This is a genomic window from Paracoccus mutanolyticus, from assembly GCF_003285265.1.
GTDB classification, from domain to species: domain Bacteria; phylum Pseudomonadota; class Alphaproteobacteria; order Rhodobacterales; family Rhodobacteraceae; genus Paracoccus; species Paracoccus yeei.
This window is the reverse complement of record NZ_CP030239.1, coordinates 2,118,617-2,137,845: the sequence shown is the minus strand read 5'-3', so window position 1 is coordinate 2,137,845 and position 19,229 is coordinate 2,118,617. Positions and strand designations below refer to the sequence as shown.

16 protein-coding genes and 4 pseudogenes are annotated in these 19,229 nt (G+C 69.8%); 7 read left to right on the top strand and 13 right to left on the bottom strand.

The window, feature by feature from the left end; translation table 11 throughout:
* The first annotated feature begins 16 nt into the window (after nt 1-16).
* From DPM13_RS11545 to DPM13_RS11535, 3 genes and pseudogenes are all read left to right on the top strand, one after another.
* The gene (locus tag DPM13_RS11545) at nt 17-1,108 is read left to right on the top strand and encodes an ABC transporter permease (protein ID WP_028719938.1); all 1,092 of its coding nucleotides are present in this window, start codon (nt 17-19) and stop codon (nt 1,106-1,108) included.
* Nucleotides 1,108-2,072, top strand: a pseudogene (locus tag DPM13_RS11540) (ABC transporter permease). The gene DPM13_RS11545 and the pseudogene DPM13_RS11540 overlap by 1 nt, the downstream one beginning before the upstream one ends.
* The gene (locus DPM13_RS11535; RefSeq protein ID WP_028719940.1) at nt 2,056-2,859 is read left to right on the top strand and encodes a purine-nucleoside phosphorylase; all 804 of its coding nucleotides are present in this window, start codon (nt 2,056-2,058) and stop codon (nt 2,857-2,859) included. Before DPM13_RS11540 ends, DPM13_RS11535 begins: the two are co-directional and overlap by 17 nt.
* A gap of 20 nt (nt 2,860-2,879) precedes the next feature.
* Here DPM13_RS11535 and mnmH read toward each other — a convergent pair whose 3' ends face one another.
* Together mnmH and DPM13_RS11525 are read right to left on the bottom strand one after the other, a co-directional pair.
* Nucleotides 2,880-3,974: a tRNA 2-selenouridine(34) synthase MnmH gene (mnmH, locus tag DPM13_RS11530; protein WP_112888061.1), complete on the bottom strand. Its 1,095-nt coding sequence runs from the start codon at nt 3,972-3,974 to the stop codon at nt 2,880-2,882.
* The gene (locus tag DPM13_RS11525; RefSeq protein WP_080621790.1) at nt 3,975-4,553 is read right to left on the bottom strand and encodes a L,D-transpeptidase; all 579 of its coding nucleotides are present in this window, start codon (nt 4,551-4,553) and stop codon (nt 3,975-3,977) included.
* Between the two features lie 246 nt (nt 4,554-4,799).
* Here DPM13_RS11525 and DPM13_RS11520 point away from each other — a divergent pair, with 246 nt between their 5' ends.
* Nucleotides 4,800-5,459, top strand: a complete 660-nt coding sequence (locus DPM13_RS11520; RefSeq protein WP_080621789.1) for an arylesterase — start codon at nt 4,800-4,802, stop codon at nt 5,457-5,459.
* A gap of 94 nt (nt 5,460-5,553) precedes the next feature.
* Here the strand turns inward: DPM13_RS11520 and rpmB are convergent, their stop codons facing one another.
* Nucleotides 5,554-5,793: a 50S ribosomal protein L28 gene (rpmB, locus tag DPM13_RS20855; protein ID WP_262983347.1), complete on the bottom strand. Its 240-nt coding sequence runs from the start codon at nt 5,791-5,793 to the stop codon at nt 5,554-5,556.
* A 145-nt stretch (nt 5,794-5,938) separates the two neighbouring features.
* Nucleotides 5,939-6,975 (bottom strand): annotated as a pseudogene (gene meaB / locus DPM13_RS11510) (methylmalonyl Co-A mutase-associated GTPase MeaB).
* A gap of 168 nt (nt 6,976-7,143) precedes the next feature.
* Here meaB and DPM13_RS11505 point away from each other — a divergent pair.
* The 3 genes and pseudogenes from DPM13_RS11505 to DPM13_RS11495 all read left to right on the top strand — a co-directional run bounded on the left by DPM13_RS11505 (nt 7,144) and on the right by DPM13_RS11495 (nt 9,768).
* The gene (locus DPM13_RS11505) at nt 7,144-7,503 is read left to right on the top strand and encodes a SoxS protein (RefSeq protein WP_112888059.1); all 360 of its coding nucleotides are present in this window, start codon (nt 7,144-7,146) and stop codon (nt 7,501-7,503) included.
* A 62-nt stretch (nt 7,504-7,565) separates the two neighbouring features.
* Nucleotides 7,566-8,856 (top strand): annotated as a pseudogene (gene serS / locus DPM13_RS11500) (serine--tRNA ligase).
* A 120-nt stretch (nt 8,857-8,976) separates the two neighbouring features.
* Nucleotides 8,977-9,768: a hypothetical protein gene (locus DPM13_RS11495; RefSeq protein ID WP_223251973.1), complete on the top strand. Its 792-nt coding sequence runs from the start codon at nt 8,977-8,979 to the stop codon at nt 9,766-9,768.
* Here DPM13_RS11495 and der read toward each other — a convergent pair.
* The 9 genes and pseudogenes from der to DPM13_RS26055 form a co-directional block, all read right to left on the bottom strand.
* The gene (gene der, locus DPM13_RS11490) at nt 9,765-11,222 is read right to left on the bottom strand and encodes a ribosome biogenesis GTPase Der (protein WP_223251972.1); all 1,458 of its coding nucleotides are present in this window, start codon (nt 11,220-11,222) and stop codon (nt 9,765-9,767) included. The genes DPM13_RS11495 and der overlap by 4 nt on opposite strands.
* Nucleotides 11,219-12,541, bottom strand: coding sequence for a PQQ-binding-like beta-propeller repeat protein (locus DPM13_RS11485; RefSeq protein WP_112888057.1), 1,323 nt, complete (start codon nt 12,539-12,541; stop codon nt 11,219-11,221). Before DPM13_RS11485 ends, der begins: the two co-directional genes overlap by 4 nt.
* A 75-nt stretch (nt 12,542-12,616) precedes the next feature.
* Nucleotides 12,617-13,312 carry a tetratricopeptide repeat protein gene (locus DPM13_RS11480; protein WP_112888056.1) on the bottom strand — a complete coding sequence of 232 codons (696 nt, stop codon included), beginning with the start codon at nt 13,310-13,312 and terminating at the stop codon, nt 12,617-12,619.
* Nucleotides 13,313-13,404: 92 nt separating this feature from the next.
* Complete coding sequence (gene rarD / locus DPM13_RS11475; RefSeq protein WP_112888055.1) at nt 13,405-14,310, bottom strand: EamA family transporter RarD; 906 nt, start codon at nt 14,308-14,310, stop codon at nt 13,405-13,407.
* Nucleotides 14,311-14,508: 198 nt separating this feature from the next.
* Nucleotides 14,509-15,108 carry a superoxide dismutase gene (locus DPM13_RS11470; protein WP_112888054.1) on the bottom strand — a complete coding sequence of 200 codons (600 nt, stop codon included), beginning with the start codon at nt 15,106-15,108 and terminating at the stop codon, nt 14,509-14,511.
* Between the two features lie 138 nt (nt 15,109-15,246).
* The gene (locus tag DPM13_RS20850; protein WP_189654937.1) at nt 15,247-15,450 is read right to left on the bottom strand and encodes a hypothetical protein; all 204 of its coding nucleotides are present in this window, start codon (nt 15,448-15,450) and stop codon (nt 15,247-15,249) included.
* Between the two features lie 15 nt (nt 15,451-15,465).
* Nucleotides 15,466-15,705: a hypothetical protein gene (locus DPM13_RS20845; RefSeq protein WP_189654936.1), complete on the bottom strand. Its 240-nt coding sequence runs from the start codon at nt 15,703-15,705 to the stop codon at nt 15,466-15,468.
* A gap of 71 nt (nt 15,706-15,776) precedes the next feature.
* The gene (locus tag DPM13_RS11460; protein ID WP_028719954.1) at nt 15,777-16,295 is read right to left on the bottom strand and encodes a sarcosine oxidase subunit gamma; all 519 of its coding nucleotides are present in this window, start codon (nt 16,293-16,295) and stop codon (nt 15,777-15,779) included.
* Nucleotides 16,288-19,220 (bottom strand): annotated as a pseudogene (locus DPM13_RS26055) (sarcosine oxidase subunit alpha family protein). Before DPM13_RS26055 ends, DPM13_RS11460 begins: the two are co-directional and overlap by 8 nt.
* Nucleotides 19,221-19,229 lie beyond the last annotated feature (9 nt).

Here is a 19,229-nt window from a genome sequence, read left to right as displayed (position 1 = left end):
CGGTGGAGGCGCGCTGATGGAGCGGATGCCGCGATGGGCCGACGTGATCCTGACGCCGCTGATCTCGCTGGCGCTGGCCTTCGCGATCTCGGCACTGGTGATCCTGGCGATCGGCGAAAGCCCGACCGAGGCGCTGAAGGTCATGGTCGAAGGCGCGCTGGGGTCCAGCTATGGCTGGGGCTTTACCCTGTATTACGCGACGAACTTCATCTTCACGGGGCTTGCCGTCTCGGTCGCCTACCACGCCGGCCTGTTCAACATCGGCGGCGAGGGCCAGGCGGCGATGGGAGGCTTGGGCGTCACGCTGGTGGTCCTGGCCCTGCCCTGGCCGCATTGGGCCCTGGCCCTGCCCGCCGCGATGGTCGGGGCGGCGGGGTTCGGCGCGCTTTGGGCGCTGATCCCCGCCTGGCTGCAGGCCCGGCGCGGCAGCCATGTCGTCATCACCACGATCATGTTCAACTTCATCGCGGCGGCGGTGCTGAACTATGTGCTGGTCAATGTGCTGCGCCCGGTGGGCAGCATGGACCCCGCCTCGGCCAGCTTTCCGGCGGCCGTGCATCTGCCGAAGCTGTCGGACATGGCGCTGGCTCTGGGCGTGACCTGGGGCAAGAACACGCCGGCGAACGTCACCTTCTTCATCGCGCTGGCCGCCTGCGTCCTGGTCTGGCTGCTGATCTGGCGCACGCGGCTGGGCTATGAGATCCGGGCCTTCGGCCGGTCCGAGCCCGCAGCGCTTTACGCCGGCATCTCTCCGCTGCGGATCACGGTCATGGCCATGGTGATCTCGGGCGCGCTGGCCGGGCTGATGGCCGTCAACACCGTCATGGGCGAGGCCGAGCGGCTGGTGCTGAACGCGGTCGAGGGCGCGGGCTTCATCGGCATCGCGGTGGCCCTGATGGGGCGCAACCACCCCCTGGGCGTGGCCCTGGCGGCGCTGCTGTTCGGGTTCCTGTACCAGGGCGGGGGCGAGCTGGCGCTGTGGACCACCATCCCGCGCGAGTTGATCGTGGTCATCCAGGCGCTGGTGATCCTGTTCACCGGGGCCTTGGACAACATGGTGCGAATGCCGCTGGAACGGCTGTTCGCCCGCAGGCGCGGAGGGGCGTGATGGATTTCCCGACGGTCATCCAGATCCTCGACAGCGCCGTGCGGCTGATGGTGCCCCTGCTGCTGGCCTGCCTGGCGGGGCTTTATTCCGAACGGGCGGGCGTGTTCGACATCGGGCTGGAGGGCAAGATGCTGATGGCGGCCTTTGCCTCGGGCTCGGTCGCCTATGCGACGGGCAGCGCCTGGGCAGGGCTGGCGGCGGGCATCGCAGGGTCGCTGGTGCTGTCGCTGATCCACGGGCTCGCCTCGATCACCTTCCGGGGCAATCAGCTGATCTCGGGCGTGGCGATCAACTTCCTGGCCTCGGGGTTGACGGTGCTGCTGGGGCAAAGGATCTTTGCGCTTGGTGGGCGCACCCCGTCGCTTGACGGCACCGCGCGGTTCACGGAGATTACCCTGCCCTTCGCCGAGGCGCTGCGGCCGGTACCGGTGGTCGGGCGCATCTACGCCGACCTCATCTCGGGCCATTCGGTCCTGGTCTATCTGGGGCTTGCGATCGTGCGCTGACCTGGTGGGTGCTTTACCGCACGCGCTTTGGCCTGCGCCTGCGGGCGGTCGGCGAAAACCCGGCCTCGGTCGACACCGCCGGCGTGTCGGTCACGCGGCTGCGCTACGGCGCCGTGATGATCTGCGGCGTGCTCTGCGGCATCGCGGGCGCCTATCTGGCCACCGCCATCTCGGCCGGCTTCGTCAAGGAGATGACGGCCGGGCGCGGCTTCATCGCGCTGGCGGCGCTGATCTTTGCCAAGTGGCGGCCCTGGGGCGCGCTTGGCGCCACCTTCCTGTTCGGGCTGATGGAGGCGGTGGCGAACCGCTATCCGAACCTGGACCTGGGGATCGTCACCATCCCGTCGATGTTCATGACTGCGCTGCCCTATATCCTGACCGTCATCATCCTGGCAGGCTTTGTCGGCCGCGCCATCCCGCCCCGCGCCGGAGGAGAGCCCTATGTCAAGGAACGCTGAGCTTGTCCGCCTGATCCGCGACCGCGCGGGCGCGGAGGCGCCGGAATTCGGGCTGATCCTGGGGTCGGGCCTGGGGCACCTGTCGGCGGCGGTCGAAGGCGTGGCGATCCCCTATGCCGACCTGCCGGGCTTTCCGCAGGCCGGCGTCTCGGGCCATGTGCCGCGGCTGGCCATCGGCCGGCTGGAGGGCCGTCGCGTCGCCGTCCTGGGCGGGCGGGCGCATTACTACGAAACGGGCCGCGCCGATGCGATGCGCCCGGCGCTCGAGGTCCTGAAGGCGCTGGGATGCCCGCGCCTGATCCTGACGAACGCGGCCGGCAGCCTGCGGCCCGACCTGCCGCCCGGATCGCTGATGCTGCTGTCCGACCACATCGCCTTCGCCGGCACCAACCCCCTGATCGGCGAGCCCAGCGAGGCCCGCTTCGTCCCGATGACCGACGCCCACGACCCTGGCCTGCGCCACGCGCTGATGGCGGCGGCCGGCGCCGAGGGGCTGGACCTGCCCGAAGGGGTTTATTGCTGGTTTTCGGGCCCCAGCTTCGAAACCCCGGCCGAGATCCGGGCCGCCCGGGTGTTGGGCGCCGATGCGGTCGGCATGTCCACGGTCCCCGAGGTGATCCTGGCCCGCTTCCTGGGTCTGCGCTGCGCGGCGATCTCGGTCATCACGAACATGGGGGCGGGACTGTCGGACGAAGCGATCAGCCACGACCACACCAAGGCCATGGCCCCCCTGGGCGCGGCCAAGCTGGAACGGGTGCTGCGGCGCTTTCTGCGCGACAGCGCCTGATCCCCGCGCTTCTTTCGTGTCTAAATATCCCCGCCGGAGGCACCGGCCGCGCCGCCGGCGCCGGGCTGCCAGTCGAGCCCGGCCAGGGCCGCCTCGACCCGATCCGCCGCCGCGTCCAGATCGTCCAGACCCTCAAGCGCCACCACCCGGCCGCGGCCGTCGTCGTGGCGGGCACGGTGCCGGTCATAGCGCGGATCGTAATGGTCGCGCATCAGCGCGGCGGAAAGCCCCGCCCAGTCGCGGGCATCGACCAGACGCAGCCAGCCCTCGATCCGCTCGGCGGGGTGGACCGGGCGCAGGCTGTTCACGATGCCGGCCACGCGCTCGGGGTCGGCGGCGGCCTCGGCATAGCTTTGCGCGGTATAGGCGGCGCGAGCCTCGACCGCGACGGCAAGCCGGATGCGCGGGGCGGCGATGATGGCCTGCCAGATGCCGCGCGGCAGGTTCAGGTCGCCGATGCGCGAACTTTCGGCCTCGACCAGCACGGGGCGCGCAGGGTCCAGCGCCTCGAGCGCCATGGCCAGCCGGCCCTCGAACAGCTTCTGGCCGGGCTGCCCGCCGGGCATGGCGCCGAACAGGCTGCCGCGATGGTTCGCCAGCCCCTCCAGGTCGATGACCTGATGGCCGCGGGCGGCAAGGCGGTGCAGGATCTCGGTCTTGGCGCTGCCGGTATTGCCGTCCAGCACCACCACGGGCGAGCGGACCGGCGCCGTGACGCGCGCGACCACCAGCGCGCGCCAGGCCTTGTAGCCGCCTTCGATCCGGCCGACACGCCAGCCGATCTGGCCCAGGATGGTGGCGAAGGCGCCGGACCGCTGCCCGCCGCGCCAGCAATAGATCAGCGGCCGCCAGCCGCCGCCGTGACCCGAGAGCGGCCCTGCGATGTGGCGCGCCACATTGGCCGCGACCAGCGCGCCGCCCAGCTTGCGCGCGTCAAAGGGGGAAACCTGCTTGTAGATCGTGCCGACCCGGGCCCGTTCGTCGTCCGACAGCACCGGCAGGCTGACAGCGCCCGGCAGGTGATCCTCGGCATATTCCGAGGGAGAGCGGCCGTCGATGATGGTGTCGAACCCGGCCAGCGCCGGATCCGACAGCGATGTCAGCCGGATGTCCAATCAGTAGACGTAGACGGGGGTGCCGACCGGGACCTGTTCGTACAGGTCCATCACCGCCTCGTTGCGCATGCGCAGGCAGCCGTTCGACACCGCGCGCCCGATCGAGTTCGGCTCGGTCGTGCCGTGGATGCGGATCGAGGTGTCGTTGCCCTTGGCGTCGTAAAGATAAAGCGCCCGCGCACCCAGGGGGTTCGTCGGGCCGCCCGGCATCCCGTCGGCCCATTTGCCGTATTGCTGGGGCTTGCGCTTGATCATCGCGGGGGTGGGCCTCCAGCTGGGCCATTCGGTCTTGCGGCCCACGGTGGCGCGGCCCTTCCAGACCAGTTCGTCCTTGCCCACGGCGACGCCGTAGCGAATCGCCCGGCCGGGGGCCACGACGTGATAAAGGAAGAAATCCTTGGACACGACGACGATGCTGCCCACCTCGAAATCGGGGCGGATCGCCACCTCGGTCGGGGCATAGGGGTCGCGCCGGGTCTCGGCCTGGGCGGCGACGGGGGTGGCCTGCTGTTGCGCCAGCAGCAGCGAAGGCGCAACGGCGAGCGAGGCGGAAAGCATCAGCATCTGGCGGCGGTTCATCATCTTGTCCTGGCTTCGGGCATGTCATCCCAGCCGGTAACGCCTTGGTCGCGGGCAATCAACTCAAAGCGCCGTGACGGGGGCACAGGGCGGCAATCCTGCCACGCCCCGCTGTCCAGAATACGGGCAGCAGCGCCGTCCAAAGCCTTGTGACGCAGCGTCCATGTCCCCGGCGCCGGGCACACTGCTAGGATGCCGGCGCGACACCCGTGTCGCTTGTCCTGACGATTGCCAAGGTTATCCTCCATGCCGTTCCGTGCCCTTGCCCTGCTTCTTGCCATGACCGCAGCCCCCCTTGCCGCCCAGGCCGAACAGATCCGACTTTTGGCCTTTGGCGACAGCCTGACCGCAGGCTACGGGCTGAAACAGGCCGACGGACTGGTGCCGCGCCTGCAGGCCTGGCTGGACGCGCGCGGCCATGACGTGGTGGTGCTGAACGGGGGCCTGTCGGGCGACACCACGGCGGGCGGCCGCGCCCGCATCGAACGGTCGCTGGCGCGCCACGACCCCGACGCGGTGATGGTGGAACTGGGGGGCAACGACCTGCTCTATGACCTGGGCGTGGCCGGGGCCGAGGACAACCTGGACGCCATCCTGACGGCGGCCACACAGGGGGGTCGGCCCGTGCTGCTGGTGGGCATCGCCAAGCCCGACCGGGACGAGGCCCGGCGCCGCGCCTGGGCCGAGCTGTGGCCAAGGCTGGCGCAAAGGCATGGCACGCTGGTCTATGACAATCTTTATATGCCGCTTTTCTCGCTGCCACAGTCCGAACTGCCGCGCATGATGCAAGGGGACGGCGTCCACGCCTCGGCCGACGGCGTGCGGCTGGTGGTCGAAGCCCTGGGGCCCCAGGTCGAGGCGCTGCTGGCCCAGGTCCAGCGCAAGCGGCAGGCGGCGGGCGGCTGACACCGCCCGAAATGCCAAAAGCCCCGCCGAATGGCAGGGCTTTGCAGGAATCCCCCGGGACCGCGAATCGGTCGGCCCGGCGATCCGGCGCGGATCAGGCCTTGGCCAGCTCGCGCTTGATCTTCAGGGCGCGGTCCGACAGCTCCTCGTCGCGGGCTTTCGCCAGGAAGGCGTCGAGGCCCCCGCGGTGGTCCACCGAGCGCAGGGCAGCGGCCGAGATGCGCAGCTGGTAGGTGCGGCCCAGCTTGTCTGAGATCAGCGAGACCTCGTTCAGGTTGGGCAGAAACCGGCGGCGGGTCTTGTTGTTGGCGTGGGACACGTTGTTGCCGCTCATCGGGCCCTTGCCGGTCAGTTCGCAAACGCGCGACATGATCTTGTTCCTTCGATTCGTTTGAGCGGTCGCCCGCAATATGAAAGGGCGCCGCGTGGCAGCGCCCGGAATTCTGTCTGCGGGGGAATAAACGCAGCCAGGCCCAAGGTCAAGCCTTTTCGCCCCGATTCCTTGCCGCCCCTGCCCCGTCCCGCACGGCGGGATCGGCGCCGGGGCAGGCATCGAAGGTCCGCAGCCAGTCCAGCACATCCGCCGCCGCCGCATTGGGGTCGCTTTCGCCCCGCGCGACGGCGTCGCCCGCGCGCCGCAGCCGGTCGCGGACCTCGGGCTGTTCCAGCCGCGCCAGCAGGCCCGCGCGCACGTCCGCCAGGACCAGTGCCGCGCCTGTTCGGCCCGCCGCGCAGCGAAATGGCCGTGGTCGCGCCGCCAGTCGGCCAGAGCGGTCATCCGCGCCCAGGCCGTGTCCAGCCCCAGCCCCGTCTGGGCCGAGACGGGCAGCGCCTGGGGAAACCCCTCGGGGTCGTAGGGCCGCTTGCGCATCAGCCGCAGCGCGCCGGCGTAATCGGCCACGGTGCGCAGCGCGGTGTCGTGAAGCGCGCCGTCGGCCTTGTTGACCAGGATGATGTCGGCGATCTCCATGATGCCGCGCTTGACGCCCTGCAATTCGTCGCCGCCGGCCGGGGCCAGCAACAGGATGAACAGGTCCGACATCTCGGCCACCAGGGTCTCGGACTGCCCGACGCCCACGGTCTCGATCAGCACCACGTCGAAGCCCGCCGCCTCGCACAGGCGCACCGTCTCGCGCGTGCGGCGGCCGACGCCGCCCAGTTCCGCGCGCGAGGGCGAGGGGCGGATGAAGGCCATGGGGTCGCGCGCCAGCGTCTCCATCCGGGTCTTGTCGCCCAGGATGGAGCCGCCCGAGCGGACCGAGCTGGGGTCGACCGCCAGGACCGCGACGCGAAGCCCCTGCCCGGTCAGCATCTTGCCGAACGCCTCGATGAAGGTGGACTTGCCCACCCCCGGCGTACCCGACAGCCCGATGCGCAGCGCCTGGCGGCCGGGCAGGTCCGACAGCAGCGCAAGCGCCCGGGCCCGGTGGTCGGCGCGCGTGCTTTCGATCAGCGTGATGGCGCGCGACAGGGCGCGCCGGTCGCCCTGGACCAGGGCCGTGGTCAGATCATCCATGCGTTCCCGCCCGTGACCGCAGGGGCCGACTGCCCCGTCGCCGGTCGGTCTTGGACCGATGGCGCGCCGACCGTCAACCCCCGTGGATCTTTGTCCACGAAAGAACCGCGCATGACGCGCTTGCCGCAGCCTTGGGCGAACGCTAGGGTCCGCCGCGACGGAGGGCCGATGCTGACACGACGAACCCTGTTGGCCGCCATCGCGGCGGGGCTGGCGGGACCGGCGCGGGCCGGGGACGGGCTGCGGCTGATGATGGTGCGGCGCCGGGGCTGCGTCCATTGCGCCGCCTGGGACCGCGATATCGGGCCGGTCTATGCCCGTCACCCCGAGGGCCGGGCCGCCCCGCTGATGATGGTCGATGTGGACGGGCCCTATCCCGACGGGCTGGCGCTGGATCGCAAGCCCTGGCTGACGCCCAGCTTCATCCTGCTGCGGGACGGGCTGGAGGTGACGCGGTTCGAGGGCTATCCGGGCGCCGAGCGGTTCTTTCCGGTCCTGCGGGCCATGCTGGAGCGGGCGCGAGCCTGAAGGCTTTCGCCCTGCCTGGGCTTGCGCTATCTGGGGCCGCGTGAACCTGATGAGGAACCGTCATGCACGACATCCGCGCCATCCGCGAGAACCCCGCAGCCTTCGACGCGGCCCTGGGCCTGCGCAACCTGCCCCCGGCCTCGCCGCAGATCCTGTCGCTGGATGCCGAGCGCCGGTCCCGGATCAGCGCCGCCGAGGCCGCCCAGGCCGAGCAGAACAAGGCCAGCAAGGAAGCGGGGGCCGCGAAGGGCCGCGGCGACGAGGCCGAGTTCGAGCGGCTGCGCGCGCTGGTGTCCGCCAAGAAGGACGAGATCGCCCGCATGCAGGCCGAGGCTGCCGCCCTGGACGGGCAGCTGCGCGAGATGCTGATGGGCATCCCGAACCTGCCGGTCGAAAGCGTCCCCCCCGGGCAGGACGAAAATGACAATGTCGAGATCAACCGCTGGGGACAGCCCCGCACCTTCGATTTCACCCCGCGCGAGCATTACCAGATCGAAGGCGTCAAGCCCGGCATGGATTTCGAGACCGCCGCCAAGCTGTCGGGCGCGCGCTTCGTCGTGCTGAAGGGGGGCGTCGCGCGCATCCAGCGCGCCCTGGCGCAGTTCATGCTGGACCTGCATACCGCCGAACACGGGCTCGAGGAAACCTGGACCCCGGTCCTGGTGCTGTCGGACATGATGGTCGGCACCGGCCAGTTGCCCAAGTTCGGCGAGGACAGCTATCAGACCCGCGAAGGCTGGTGGCTGATCCCGACCTCCGAGGTGACGCTGACCAACACCGTGCATGGCGATCTGGTCGATCACGCCAGCCTGCCGCGCCGCATGGTCGCCCACAGCCAATGCTTCCGGTCCGAGGCAGGCAGCCGGGCCGCGACACTGCCGCGGATGCTGCCCTATCCCGAGCTGCGCGAGAAGGTCGAGATCGCGGCCGGCATCCTGGAAAAGGCCATGGCGGACATGCCCGCATGACCCGTGCGCCGAAACCGTGCTGGAACGGCTGGGCCTGCCCTATCGCACCATCGTGCTCTGCGGCGGCGACATGGGCTTTGGCGCCCGCATCACCCATGACCTGGAAGTCTGGCTGCCCGGCCAGGACCGTTACCGCGAGATTTCCAGCGTCAGCTATTGCGGCGATTTCCAGGCGCGGCGCATGAACGCCCGCTATCGCCCGGACGGCGGCGGCAAGCCCGAGTTCGTGCATACGCTGAACGGTTCGGGGCTGGCCGTCGGGCGCACGCTGATCGCGGTGCTGGAGAACGGCCAGCAGGCCGACGGCTCGGTCGAACTGCCCGAGGCGCTGCATCCCTATCTGGGCGGCAAGACCCGGCTGGCGGCGGACGGCACCCTGGCCTGAGGCCCGGCAGATTAATCGTCAGCCGCTCCGCGATGGGGCGAAACCGGCGTGGCTGCCGGGCGTTCCGATGGCATGAGACGAGCTGGCGGCCATCTTCTGATTGTAGCGACGCTGGCATTCGTGGCCAGCCTGCTGGCCTATGCGATGATCCCCCGCTCGCCGCCACGGGGGTCCGCTTCCCTTGATCCGCTTTCGGGCGGCCCCCTGCCCGGGGTCGATATCGTCGGCCTGTTCCTGCGGCCCCCGAATCTGGCGATGGGGTCGCTGATGGCGCTGGCCATTGCTGCGCTGCTTTATCACGCGGCCTATCGGTTGCAGGAAACCCAGCGCCTGCGCACGGCCGAGGCCGCGCTGCGCGACCGGCTGGGCCGCAGGCTACGGGCGGGCGCCTCGGGCCCGCCGCCGCCGCGTCAGATCCTGGAACTGCACCGGCGCGACGACAGCTTGGCCGAACATGCCCCGGCGATCATCGGGCTGGTGGCCGGCGCAGTCTGGCCCTGGCTGTTTCCCAAGTCCCCGCTGGCGGCCTTCCGGGTCGAGCGCTCAGCCTGGCGGTTCCTGGCGGCCGCCCTGCGCGGCACCCGCCAGGGCAAGCTGCGGCAACAAAGCAACCCCCTGGGCTTTGTGGCGGGCTGGGCCACGATGGTGACATTCGCCCTGTTCATCGCCCTGCTGCAACGCAAGCTGGGCGCGCCCCTGACCCTGGCCGCCACCGTGGGCCTGGCGCTGGCCGCGCTTGCGGCGCTGAGCGTGCAGTTGCGGATGGGGCGCACCATCGGCTTCAGCCTGGCGGTGCTTTGGGGGCTGGTCGCGCTGGCCGCCAGCACCGTGACCGTCAATGCGGCGCTGGCGACGCTGGCGGTCCTGGCCATCGCGGTCATCGTCTTTGGCTTGGTGCAGGCGGCGACCTAGGCCTTGGGCTTTTGCCGGTGCCTGTGCTTGGACAGTGCGCCGGACTGGTTGATCTTGTCGGCCTTGTCCTTGTAGGGGTTCTTGGTCCCCTGGTCGCGGAAGGTCAGCCGGATCGGCGTACCGGGCATGTCGAAATCGGCGCGCAGCCCGTTCACCAGATAGCGCTGATAGCTGTCGGGCAGCTTGTCCACATGCGTCGCCATGACCACGAAGGCCGGCGGCCGGGTCCTGACTTGCGTCATGTAGCGCAGCCGGATGCGGCGCCCGCCGGGCGCGGGCGGCGGATGCGCCTCGGTCATGGCGCCCAGCCACTGGTTCAGCCGCGCGGTCGGCACACGGCGGTTCCAGACCTCGTGCGCCTTCAGGATGGCGTTGTGCAGCCGGTCCAGCCCCTTGCCGGTGCGCGCGGACACCGTGACCAGCGGCGCGCCCTTGAGCTGCGGCAGCAGGCGCTCGAACGCCTCGCGCAATTCGTTCAGCTTGTGCGGTTTGTCGTCCTCGAGGTCCCATTTGTTCGCGGCGATGACCACGGCGCGGCCTTCGCTTTCGGCGAAATCGGCGATGCGCAGGTCCTGCTGCTCGAACGGGATGCCCACATCCAGCAGCACGACGACCACTTCGGCGAAACGCACCGCGCGCAGTCCGTCGGCGACCGAGAGCTTTTCCACCTTGTCGCTGATCCGGGCCTTCTTCCGCATCCCGGCGGTGTCGAAGATGCGTACCGGCGTACCCATGAAATCGGTGGCGACGCTGATCGAATCGCGGGTGATCCCGGCCTCGGGGCCGGTCAGCAGGCGATCCTCGCCCAGGATCTTGTTGATCAGCGTGGACTTGCCCGCGTTGGGGCGGCCGATGACGGCGATCTGCAGGGGCTTCGCCGCGCTGGGACGCCAGCTTTCGTCGTCATCCTCGGCCACGTCGACATCGGTTTCGGGGGCCTGCTGGCATTCGCGGCCTCGAATTCTTCGGCCAGCGGAACCAGCGCGCGATAAAGATCGTCCACCCCTCGCCGGCTCGGCGCTGCTGCGCAGAGGCTCGCCCAGGCCCAGGGCATAGGCCTCCAGCGCGCTGGATTCGCCGGCGCGGCCCTCGGCCTTGTTGGCGGCCAGGATGACGTGCCTGGCGCGCTTGCGCAGGATGTCGGCGAAGTATTCGTCGGCCGCGGTCACGCCCGCGCGGGCGTCGATCACGAACAGGCAGACGTCCGCCTCGTCCACCGCGCGTTCGGTCAGGCGGCGCATGCGGCCTTGCAGGCTGTCGTCGTCCGCCATTTCAAGGCCGGCCGAATCGACCACGATAAAGCGCAGGTCGCCCAGGCGCCCCTGCCCTTCGCGCAAGTCGCGGGTCACGCCGGGCTGGTCGTCGACCAGGGCCAGGCGCTTGCCGACCAGGCGGTTGAACAGGGTGGACTTGCCGACGTTCGGCCGCCCGACGATGGCGAGGGTAAAGCTCATCTGTATGCGATCAACTGGCCGTCATGGGTGACGACATAAAGGGTCTGGCCCGCGACGGCCGGGGCCGCGGCGGCGCCGCCCGGGATCTCGGCCGTGCCGATCAGGGCGCCCGAAGCGGGGTCGAAGACGCGCAGATAGCCGTCCGAGCCGGCAAGGTAAAGCTTGTTCCCCGCCAGCACCGGGCCGTAGTGGTTCCAGACCTTGTCCTGCTTGCGCACGACCTGTCTGGTGAAATAGGGCAGCTTCTGCGCCCAGACCCGGCCGCCGTTCGCGGCATCCAGCCGGATCAGCTGCGCCTGGTCGTTGACCAGGAAGACCGCGTTGCCGGCGACCAGGGGCGGGCTGGACGCGCCCTCGGGCGCCTCCCATTTCATGGCGCCGGTCGCCAGGTCATAGGCCCCGACCCGGCCCGAACTGGTGCCGGCATAGACCGTATCGCCCAGGATCACCGGGTCGCCCGTCATGTCGCGGAACAGCCCGATGGCCCGGCCCAGCCGCGTGCCCGCGACATTGGCCGACCAGAGCGGGCCGCCACCGTCGCGCTCGACCCCCATCAGCTCGCCCGTGGAATAGGGAAAGACCACGGTCGAGCCGGCAACGGCGGGGGAGGACACGCCCATCACGCCGGCCATGCCGTCGTTGCCGGACACCTGCCACAGCACCTTGCCGTCATTGGCGCGCACGGCCCAGCCCTGGGCGTCGCGGCCCATGACATAGACCACGCCATTGGCGACCGTGGGGGCGCCGCCGATCGGGGCGCCGACGCGCTGGCGCCAGGCGACGCCGCCGGTGCGGGCATCCAGCGCCACAAGCTCGCCATAGCCGGTGGTGGCAAAGACGCGGTTGTCCTCGAAGGCCAGGCCGCCGCCCGACACGCTGCGGTCGTTTTCGCCGGCCGGGCGCAGGTCCACGCTCCAGACGCGGCCGCCGCCGGGGGTGGTGGCGGTGACGGTGGACTGGCTGTCCAGCGCGAAGACCAGCCCCGCCGCCACGATCGGGTCGGCGGTGACGCGGTGGCGCCGGTCCGAGGCAGCGCCAATGTTGGCAGACCAGATCCGGCTGGTCCCCGCCCCCAGCGCCATGTTGCCCGAGACATGCGCCGGACCGCCCGCGCGCTGCGGCCAGTCGGCGTTGCCGCGCACCGGCGGCAGCGACAGGGCGGCGGTGGTCGGCGCGACACGCCCCTGCGTCAGCCCGCTTTCTGGGGAAAGCACGGTGCGCGGGTCCAGCCTTTCGCCGGGCAGGATGTAATCCTTTTGCTGGCAGGCAGCCAGGGCGGTCAGGCCCGCCAAAGCGGCGATCAGGGGCAACCGTGTCATCGCTGTCTCCTCAAGTTGGCGGGCGGGACGGGCACGGCCGTCCCCGGCCTTGGTTCTGGTATCATGGCGCGGCGATCAGCCGGCAGGGGCCACGGTCATGGTCTGGGGCCCCGGTCCGGCGGGCTGCTCGGGCGCGGCGCCAAGCGCGATCATCATCTCGGCAAGGCGGCGGCGCAAGGGTTCCGAAAGCCCGTCCCGCTGCTGGATCTGGCGGATCAGCACCACCGCGTCCTCGGTGCGGCCGGCGCCGATCAGCGCGACCGCCTTCTGTTCCAGTGCCAGCAGCTCGAAGGGCGCTCCGGGCTTGGACAGTTCCGACAGCAGCGCGTCGCGCCGGGCCGGGTCCATCGCGGGCCCCGCCGCCATCACCGCCTTGAGCTGGGCCAGATCGTGCAGCACCGGATCGTCCTTGACGCCATCGGCCGCGGCCAGCAGCCGCTCGGCCGCCTTCTGGGACAGGCCGGCCTCGACCTCGGCGCCGGCGGCCAGCATCTCGGACAGAAGCTTGCGCCCGGCAGAGCCCTGGGCGTCGACCGCCGACAGCGCAGCAGCCTTGTCGGCCTCGGCCTGCGCGGCCAGGACGGCGTCGCCCCAGGCGCGGGCCTGCGCCTCGCGCTGGCTGGCGGCGTATTCGCGCCAGACCGCACCGCCCACCAGCGCCAGGATCAGCACGATGGCAATCCAGCCAAAGCGGCGAAAGGCGCGGAACAGCCGGTCGCGGCGCAGATCGTCCGTCACCTCGTCGATGAAGCTGTCGTTCTGGTTGGCCATCTTGTCCCCGTCGTGGTCGCGCCCGTGTCGTTCGGCGTTGTTCTATACGGGCTTGCGCCGGTTTGCCAATGGCGCCGAAGGCCCCCGCCCGATCACGCCTGCCGGCGCGCCGTCCGCGCCTGCCACAGCGAGGCGGCGGAATAAAGCGCAAGCGCGGTCCAGATCATGGCGAATGCGGTCAGGTGCCAGCCCGTCACCGCCTCGCCGAAGATGGCGACGGCGCAGAAGAACTGCAGCGTCGGGTTCAGGTAAAGCATCAGCCCTTGCGTCGCCATCTCGAGCCGGCGCGAGGCGTAGCTGAACAGGATAAGCGGCAGCGCCGTGACCACGCCCGAGGCCGCAAGCAGCAGGCTGGCCCGCAGGTCGGTCCCGAAGGCCATGGGCTCGGCAAGTCCGCCGGGCAGCCAGCCCGCGCCCTGCAGCGCCAGCCAAGCCAACGCAAAGGGCGTCAGGATCGCCACCTCGCAGGCGACCGACAGGACCGGACCCATCGGCAGCGCCTTCTTGGCCATGCCGTAAAAGCCGAAGCTGACCGCCAGGGCCAGGCTGATCCAGGGCGCGACGCCCAGGCCCCAGGTCAGCAGGAGCACGGCAAGCGCCGCCAGGATCACCGCGGCCGCCTGCAGCGGGCTGAGCCTTTCGCCGAAAAAGACCATGCCCATCAGCACTGCGACCAGCGGAAAGATGTAGTAGCCCAGCGAGCTTTGCATGACATGGCCCGACTGCACCGCCCAGATGAACAGCCCCCAGTTGACCGAGATCATCGCCGCCGCGAAGCCCAGCTGGCCCAGGTAACGCCCGCTCATCGCGCGCCGGAACTCGGCAAGCCGGCCTTGCCAGGCCAGGATCAGGACGAACAGCAGCAGCGACCACAGGGTGCGGTGGATCAGCACCTCGATCACCGGGACGCCCGCCAGCGCGTGATAGAAGATCGGCGAAAGGCCCCAGACCACGCAGACGCCGATCATTGCCCAGAAGCCCTTGGTCCGTTCGCTCATCTGCCGATCCTTTCGCGGCGCCTCTCATGCGCCGGTTCCCCGGGATTGGCAAGCGCGGCGCGGGGGGCGCTGCCCCCCGCGTCCGGCCTGCCCCTGAACGGGGCCGGCCGGACGCTCCCCCCGGGATATTTGGACACGAAAGAATGGCAAAAGGCCCGCCTGCGGGGGCGGGCCTTTCCCTTTCGGTCGGCAAGCGGGTCAGAGGCGCGAGGCCACGTTTTCCCAGTTCACCAGATTGTTCAGGAAGTTTTCCAGATATTTCGGCCGCGCGTTGCGGAAGTCGATGTAGTAGCTGTGTTCCCACACGTCGCAGCCCAGCAGCGCGGTCTGGCCGAAGCAGAGCGGGTTCACGCCGTTCTCGGTCTTGGCGATCTTCAGGCTGCCGTCCTTGTCCTTGACGAGCCAAGCCCAGCCCGAGCCGAACTGGCCGACGCCGGCTTCCGAGAACTTCTTCTTGAAGTCCTCGACCGAGCCGAAGGATTCGGTGATCGCCTTTTCCAGTTCGCCCGGGATGGCGCCGGGGTTCGGGGCCATCATTTCCCAGAACTGGGTATGGTTCCAGTGCTGGCTGGCGTTGTTGAAGATGCCGTTCTGCGCCACGGCGCCCGACTGGTAGGTGCCGGTGACGATGTCCTCAAGGCTTTTGCCTTCCCATTCGGTGCCGGCGACCAGCTCGTTCAGCTTGTCGACATAGGCCTTGTGGTGCTTGTCGTGGTGGTATTCCAGCGTCTCTTTCGACATGCCGCCCGCGGCCAGCGCGTCATGGGCATAGGGAAGATCGGGAAGCGTGAAGGCCATTTTCGATTTCCTTTCCAACGGTTTCGGAAACGGTTTCTGACATGGAACATGCGCCGGGGAAAGCCCGGATGCAAGTCCTGCCGCCGGCGCACCAACGCGGGGCGCGGGGCGGGGTTCCGGTCCCCCGGGGTTCCGGGGTCAGCCCTCGGCGGGCGAAAGGCAGCGGCCCTGGCCGTGCATGATGTTGTCATAGCCTTCGGCGACGGCCGTGACCTGCGCCGCTCCGTCCGACTTCGACACGGTCAGCCGATAGTCCAGCCGCGCGGCATATCGGCCGGCGCAACGTGGCGAACTCCTCTGGTAGGTCCCAGCCCTGCAACGGTGCTGCCTGGTCGAGCGCATTGATCTTCTGCTCGATCAGCGGAAGGTAATGGATCGGGTCGAAGACGATCTCATCGCGTTCCCAGCACCGGGGATGGCGCGTCGCATCAGAAAGCCCGGCACCCAGCCGGTGCCGCTTTCGTCCCGGATCTCGCACATCATCACCCGCAGCGCGCCCGGCGCCAGGGGCGGCGGCGCAGGCTGCGGCGGCGGAGCGGAGGAAACGCAGGCCGCGAGGGACAGAAGAAGGGGCAGGCAGGGCAACAGACGGCGCATGGCGGAACTTCTGGCAAGGGTCGCCCTATCCATAGCCGCGCCGCGCGCCGCGACAAGACACGAAGCGCAGGTCAGCGCGGGTCCAGATGCGTCCCTGGCCGCGCCGCATTCCTGAGCAGCCCGCCGATGTAATCCCCGACCGAGCGGAAGCCGATCAGCACATAGCCCTGGCCCGTGCGCCACAGCCCGCAGGCGACCTGGGCCGCGCGGGTGCGGCGCACGCCATCGTCAGGCATCGACGCGATGTCCGCGGGGCAAAGCTTCATCAGCACCTGTTCGGCCTTCGGTCCCTCGACGGCAAAGGCCGCGCGCATGTCGCTGACGTCGAGGACCAGCGAATGTTCGGTCGCCAGCGCGTCGGTCAGCGCGGTCAGCGCCCCGGCCGTTTCGGCCCGGGGCAGGACCAGCAGCAGTTCGTCCGGCGACATCCACAGCAGGGTGCGGCTGCCGTCCGCCGTGGCCGAGGTCTGGGCCGGGACCGCAAGCCCGGCCGCGCCGGCGATGGCGTCCCCGGCCCGGTCCAGATCGGCGCGGATCTGGATCATGCCCAGGTCGGTCAGTTCGGTGATTCGTGCCAGCGCCTCAGCCATTCGCCCGGCTCCCTTCCTTGTCATAGAACACCGGATCGACGATCCGCGCCTTGTAGGTTTCCGCGCCCTGCACCGGGAACTCCAGCACCTCGCCCATGCGGTCGGGGCCGTGCAGCACCAGACCCATGGCGATGGGCTTGTTCAGCGTGGGCGACAGGTAGGTCGAGGTCACGCGGCCCTGCGTGTTGCGCTGGCCATTGGCGTTGACGCCCGGGGCCACGGCATAGACGCCGTCAGGCAGCACCCGGCCATCGACGCTTTCCAGGCCGACCAGCTTCCAGCGGTCGGGATTGGCCATGAAGGACCGCTCCTGCGCGCGCTTGCCGATATAGTCGGGCTTTTTCTTGGATATCGCCCAGGACATGCCCAGATCCTGCGGGATCACCGTGCCGTCGGTTTCGTCGCCGATCATGATGAAGCCCTTTTCGGCGCGCATGACATGCATCGCCTCGGTGCCGTAGGGGGTCACGTTCAGGTCGCGCCCGGCCTCGTGCAGCTTTTCCCAAAGCTCCAGGCCGCGCTTGGCCGGCACCGCCACCTCGAAGGACAACTCGCCCGAGAAGCTGATGCGATAGATCCGCGCGGGGATCCCGGCGATCTCGCCCTCGGCCCAGCCCATGAAGGGCAGCGCCTCGGCCGACAGGTCGATGGTCCCGCCCAGGCGCTCCAGCAGGGTGCGAGCCTTGGGACCGACCACGGCGACCTGCGACCATTGCTCGGTCACGTTGGCGGTATAGACCTTCCAGTCCCACCATTCGCATTGCAGCCAGTCTTCCATATGGGCGTGCATGCGGTCGGCGCCGCCGGTCGTGGTGTGCACGAGCCAGGTGTCCTCGGACAGGCGCGCGGCCACGCCGTCGTCGTTCAGGAAGCCGTTCTCGTTGCAGATCAGGCCATAGCGGCACTTGCCGATGGGCAGGGTCGACATCATGCCGGTATACATCATGTCGAGGAACTTGCCGGCGTCCGGGCCCTTGACGATGATCTTGCCCAGGGTCGAGGCGTCGAGCGTGCCGACCGAGGCCCGCACCGCCCGGATTTCCCGCGCCACCGCGTCGTGATGGCTTTCGCCCGCCTTCGGATAGCAATAGGGCCGGCGCCAGTGGCCCACGGGCTCGAAGAAGGCGCCATGCGCCTCGTGCCAGCCATGGATCGCGGTCTTGCGCAGCGGCTGGAACAGATCGCGCCGCGCCTCGGCCGCGATGGTGCCCAGCGTCAGCGGCGTATAGGGCGGGCGGAAGGTCGTGGTGCCGGTCTGCGGGATCGACTGGCCAGCGCGTTCGCCAGCACGGCCAGCGCCGTTGACGTTGCTGACCTTGCCCTGGTCGGTCGCCATGCCCAGCGTGGTCCAGCGCTTCAGGTGCTCGACGCGCATGTTTTCCACATAGGCCAGCTTGACGTCCGAGACCGTCACGTCGTTCTGGAAGTCCAGCCACATCTTGAACTTCATCTTGCGGGTCGCGTTCTGCGGCATGACCCAGACCGGCAGCAGGGGCTGCTCGGCCTCGGCGCCGGTGGCCTCTGCGACCAGCAGATCGCCCGCGGCGGCGCCCACGGGGGTCGCCATCGCCTGGCCGTCCGCCCCGGTCGGCGGGCGGGCGGTGTCGGGGTAGAACATCGCCTGATCCTCGGACCAGGAGAGCTTGCCGCCGCAATGGCTCCAGAAATGGACCACCGGGGACCAGCCGCCGGACATGGCGACGCAATCGGCCTCGATGGTCTCGGTGACCTCGCCGCTGCCCGAATGGGCGCAGAGCTTGACCGCCTCGACCGCCTGGCCGCCCTTGATGCCGGCAACGGCGCTGCCGGTCAGGATGCGCACGCCACGGGCGCGCAGGGCCTCGGGCAGCGCGCCATTAGCCTGCGGGCGGGCGTCGATCACGACAGGACCTCAAGCCCGGCGTCCAGCGCCGCCAGCGCGGTGCGATAGGCGTCGTCGTTGTTCGTGACCACGACGATGCGCCGGCCCGGCGCCACGCCGTAATCCTTGATGAAGTCGCGCACGGCCGAGGCCAGCATCACGCCCGGCACGTCGTTGCCGGCAAAGCTGAGCGGCCGTTCCAGCGCGCCCGAGGCCACGATCACATGGCCCGCGCGGATGCGCCACAGGCGCTGGCGGGGCAGGCCGGCGTTCGGGTCGTGGTCGGCCACCGCCTCGCGCGCCAGCAGATAGCCGTGGTCGTAAAGCCCGGTCGCCATCGTCGAGCGGCGCAGCGTGACATTGGGCAGCGTCCGCAGTTCGGCCAGGACCGCGTCGATGCGCCCCTGCCCGCCTTCGTGGTCCGTGGGCGTGCGGCCCCCGAACACCGGCATCTGTTCCAGCACGATCACCGTCTTGCCCGCGCGACCGGCCTCGAGCGCGGCGGTCAGGCCGGCGATGCCGCCTCCCACCACCACCAGGTCGGCATGGGCATAAGCCTGTTCATAGCTGTCCGGGTCGGCCTCGGTCGGGGCCTTGCCGAGACCCGCCGAGCGGCGGATGATCGGCTCGAACAGGTGCTTCCAGGCCGCGCGGGGATGGATGAAGGTCTTGTAGTAGAAGCCCGCCGGCAGGAAGCGGTACAGCCAGTTGTTCACCGCGCCGATATCGACGTTCAGGCTGGGCCAGCAGTTCTGGCTGGTCGTGACCATGCCGCCGACCAGGGGCGTCGTCGTGGCGCGCTGGTTCGGCTCGAACCGGCCGCCCTGGCCAAGGCCCAGCAGCGCGTTCGGTTCCTCGGCGCCGCTGGCGACGGGGCCGCGCGGCCGGTGATACTTGAAGCTGCGGCCCATCATCAGCTGGCCGTTCGCCAGCAGCGCCGAGGCCAGCGTGTCGCCCGCCAGCCCGCGCAGATGGCGGCCGTCGAAACGGAACGGCAGTTGATAGGCGCGATCGATCAGGCGGCCGCCGCGCGGCAGGCGGAAGGGTCCGTTCTCGGTGGTCATTGGATCAGG